The sequence below is a fragment of the Halomonas sp. 707B3 genome, from assembly GCF_024158645.1.
Classification (GTDB): domain Bacteria; phylum Pseudomonadota; class Gammaproteobacteria; order Pseudomonadales; family Halomonadaceae; genus Vreelandella; species Vreelandella lionensis.
Window position 1 is genome coordinate 1 of the sequence record NZ_JAMZBE010000223.1, and the last position, 4,022, is coordinate 4,022.

Annotated in this window: 4 protein-coding genes; 3 read left to right on the forward strand and 1 reads right to left on the reverse strand. The window is 59.7% G+C overall.

Annotation, left to right across the window (positions count from 1 at the left end; all coding sequences use genetic code 11):
• Positions 1-145: 145 nt before the first annotated feature.
• Positions 146-1,612 (forward strand): pyruvate kinase, encoded by a 1,467-nt coding sequence (pyk, locus tag BIS10_RS17775; protein WP_253507330.1) that lies wholly within the window; start codon positions 146-148, stop codon positions 1,610-1,612.
• 54 nt (positions 1,613-1,666) lie between these two features.
• A complete protein-coding gene (locus tag BIS10_RS17780) occupies positions 1,667-2,143 on the forward strand; it encodes a methylglyoxal synthase (protein WP_044629387.1) in 477 nt (158 codons plus the stop codon).
• Between the two features lie 18 nt (positions 2,144-2,161).
• Here BIS10_RS17780 and cra read toward each other — a convergent pair whose 3' ends face one another.
• Entirely contained in the window at positions 2,162-3,136 is a 975-nt protein-coding gene (gene cra / locus BIS10_RS17785; RefSeq protein ID WP_253507333.1) for a catabolite repressor/activator, read from the reverse strand.
• A 237-nt stretch (positions 3,137-3,373) separates the two neighbouring features.
• On the opposite strand from cra, the gene BIS10_RS17790 reads away from it, so the two are divergent.
• On the forward strand, positions 3,374-4,022 hold a 649-nt coding region (locus BIS10_RS17790), incomplete at its 3' end, for a PTS sugar transporter subunit IIA (protein WP_253507336.1).

The following is a 4,022-nucleotide window of genomic DNA, read 5'->3' on the forward strand; positions in this document are numbered from 1 at the left end:
ATAACCGCCCCTAAAGGCTAATAACTATCCAATATGTAGTAAAATTACTATATAAAGGCTATCGTAGTCCAATACTTAATCAACGATTCATCAGCCCTTTTTTATAGACTATGTTCAGCCCACGCTGCTCATTAGGAGTACCACTATGACACGCGCAACGTCCCCAACTCCCCTTCGTCGTACCAAAATCGTCGCCACGCTTGGCCCAGCCAGTGACCGCCCCGGGGTGTTGGAAGCCATGCTAAAAGCGGGCGTTGACGTGGTACGGCTGAATTTCTCCCACGGCTCTGCTGATGATCATCGCCGCCGCCTCACCGAGGTGCGCGAGATCGCTCAGCGCTTAGGTCGCAGCGTAGCGGCACTCGGCGACTTGCAAGGCCCTAAAATTCGTATTTCCCGCTTCAAAGAAGGCGCTATCCACTTAGACATCGGCCAAGCTTTTGTGCTCGATATGGCCATGGATGCCAATAGCGGCACCACCGAACGGGTTGGCTGCGACTACAAAGCGCTGGTAGATGACGTTTCACCCGGCGACCGCCTGCTGCTGGATGACGGCCGCGTAGTGCTGGATGTCACCTCTATTGTTGGGCAGGAAGTGCACACCCAAGTTCACGTGGGTGGCAAGCTGTCTAACAACAAGGGCATTAACAAACAGGGCGGCGGCCTGTCGGCACCGGCCCTCACCGACAAAGATAAGCAGGACCTTAAAACAGCCATTGAGATTGGCGTGGACTATTTAGCCGTCTCCTTCCCGCGCCACGCCGCCGATATGCAAGAAGCCCGCGCGCTGCTGGGTGAGGAAGGCAAAGAGATTGGCTTGGTCGCCAAACTGGAGCGCGCCGAGGCCGTCGCCAACGACGAAACTCTGGACGCCATCATTGAAGCGTCAGAAGCGGTGATGGTCGCCCGTGGCGACCTGGGCGTAGAGATTGGCGATGAAGCGCTAATTGGCACCCAAAAGCGCATTATCAAGCATGCTCGCTCTCTGAATCGCGCGGTGATTACGGCCACGCAGATGATGGAGTCGATGATCGAATCGCCGCTCCCTACCCGTGCGGAAGTCTTCGACGTGGCTAACGCCGTGCTCGACGCCACCGATGCGGTCATGCTCTCGGCGGAAACGGCGGCAGGCGACTACCCGGTGGAAACCATCGAAGCCATGGACCGCGTCTGCCTAGGTGCCGAGCGCGAGCGCATCGCCCAAGCCTCCGGCCACCGTATTCATGAAGGCTTCGAGCGGATCGATGAAACCATCGCACTTTCCGCTATGTACGCTGCCAACCACCTAACCGGTGTACGCGCCATTGCCTGCATGACCTCCACCGGCTACACGCCGCTGATTGCCTCGCGCATCCGCTCTGGCTTGCCGATTGTCGGCTTGGCCCACAGCCCCATCGCCCAACGGCGCATGGCGCTCTACCGTGGCGTAGTCTCGATTCCATTCGATACTACGCACATGGAGGCCACCGAGGTGAACCATGAAGCCATCAAACTGCTGAAGGCCCATGGATTGGCACGCCCAGGTGAGCATGTCATTCTTACTCGCGGCGACCATATGAATGCCCACGGCGGCACCAACACCATGAAAGTACTGGCCGTTGACGCCGAGTAAATAACCGCCTCGCCGCACTATCAATAATAAGCGAATGACCAGGAGAGCCATGCCATGAACGATGCCCGCCCACCCCGCCAAGCCGTGCGGACGCTGCAACCGCGCAAGCGTATTGCGCTGATTGCCCACGATGGCAAAAAAACCGAGATGCTGGAGTGGGCGACGCGCTGGCAGGATACGTTAAGCCAGCACACGCTGATTGGTACTGGCACCACCGCAGGGCGGCTGAAAACCGCCCTGGGGCTAGAAGTGGAAGGCTTAATGAGCGGGCCGCTAGGCGGCGACCAGCAGATTGGAGCGCGCATCGCGGAGCAGCAGCTCGATGTGCTGATCTTCTTCTGGGACCCCTTTGCACCGCAGCCTCACGACCCGGACGTGAAAGCACTGCTGCGCCTTGCCGCGCTGTGGAACGTGCCGGTGGCGTGTAATGCGGCTAGCGCCGACTTTCTGCTCTCCTCGCCCTATCTTAGCGAACGCTATGATATGTCGATTCCAGACGCGAATGCCTGGGCACAGGCCCGCACGGTATAAACCGCGCGCACCCTGCGCTCAGCGGGTACGCAGGTGGCGCGCTACCACCTGCTGCCCGCATTGGTAGCTTCCATTCATCGCGCCCAGCGCGCACTGAAGCGTCAGCTCGGCGATGCGGTCATAATCCTGCAACGCCGAATTAACCGGCTGAGGCAGAAAATCTAACAGCCGGTGGTCACCAAAAGTGGCTAACCGCAGCGTCTCCGGCAGCCCGCCCTGGGCAAGCAGCTCATCAAACACACCTTCCATGAGCGCGTAGGAAGCCGTGACCAGCGCATCTACTTCGCCTGCAGCAAAGAGCTGTTGCGCCAGTTCAACGCCCACATCCCGCTCGTAGCGCCCACCGCTAAAGGTAACGGCTTCAACCCCCTTCCCTTCCAGTGCGGCAAGAAATCCCGCACGGCGCTCACGGCTAACCGAGAGTTCGGGCATCGCATCCAGCCAGGCAATGCGTCGCGTTGAACCATCCATCACCGAACGCGTCAGCGCGTAGGCTGCTTCTTGATCATTGCTCACCACACTGGCAAAACGCTCGGGCGTCAGGCCGCGGTCCATGCCCACGACGCTCCACCCTTCGTTTGCCAAGTCGACGTAGAAAGTATCGTTTTCCGGCAGGCAGCTGGCGGTAATCAGCACTTCACAGCGCTGGGCGCGCAGCGCTAAGGCCAACGTGCGCTCACTGTCCGCGCAGTCATCCGAACTTGCCACCAACAACTGGTAGCCGCGCTCGCGAGCACCGCGCTCTAGGCGCTTGGCGAGGCGGGCATAGCTGATATTTTCTAAATCTGGCACGATCAAACCGATCAACCGGCTAGCGCCACGGCGCAGCGCGGCGGCCTGAGGGTCAATGTGATAGCGGTGCTGACGCACGACGGCCATCACTTTATCAATAGTGGCCGGGCTAATGCGCCGCTGCTCGGCCTGGCCGTTGATTACATAGCTTGCCGTGGTGCGCGAAACCCCGGCGAGCCGGGCAATATCGGCAAGTGTCATGCTGGTTTCTCCCTAAATGAAGACGGCAGTTTAGCAGCCGTTTTACCCTCTTCAGACCAAAGTCTAAAAAGACAACCCTTGTGTCCAAAAGTGAATCGATTCAGCATAGCCAACTATACACAGGTGACACGATTCATCCAGCCAACCACAACGATCTACGACTAACGTTTTATGCGCGCACTTTCGCCGCCAATCGCAGACGTTGCCGTTGCCTGACCGCGTTTACAGGAGACCCCTATGTTGACACTCGGCCCCGATGACATCTTGCTCGACCGCCACGCGGACAACTGGCAAGCTGCGCTCGACAGCGCCGCCAACGCCCTGGCAGAGGCTGGCTTGGTTGCGGCCGAGTACCGCGATGGCCTCCACGCCCGCGAAGCGCAGTCCTCAACGTACCTAGGCAACGCAATTGCCATTCCCCACGGCACTCCGGAAAGCCGCCATCACGTCAAGCGTACCGGCGTGCGGGTACTGCAGTTCCCTAAAGGGGTGCAGTGGCACGACGGCAACACCGTACATGTGCTGGTCACCATTGCGGCACAAAACGACGAGCACCTGGATATTCTGCGCCAGCTTACCCACGTACTCGACCGCGACGGCGTAGCAACCGAGCTGGCCCGCGCCAGCTCCGCCGCCGATGTTGCGCGCCTGCTCTCGAAGCCGTCATTAGCACCGCGCCTGGATGCCGATACGCTGTGCATCAATTTCCCCGCCCGCGACCCGCAGGAACTAGCCCTAGCGGCGGCAGCGCGACTGCGCCAAAGCGGCTGCGTGGATAACGGCTTTATTAGTGCCGTGGCGAGCGCCCAGCCCCAGTGGTTGGGCAAAGGCTTATGGCTTTCAAGCCACGCTCAAGGAGTGAACCAGCCCGCACTAGGCGTGGCGA

Coding starts and splice junctions, on each gene's coding strand:
- cra (WP_253507333.1), bottom strand. CDS start 3,136: ATGACACTTGCCGATATTGCCCGGCTCGCCGGGGTTTCGCGCACCACG.
- BIS10_RS17780 (WP_044629387.1), top strand. CDS start 1,667: ATGAACGATGCCCGCCCACCCCGCCAAGCCGTGCGGACGCTGCAACCG.
- pyk (WP_253507330.1), top strand. CDS start 146: ATGACACGCGCAACGTCCCCAACTCCCCTTCGTCGTACCAAAATCGTC.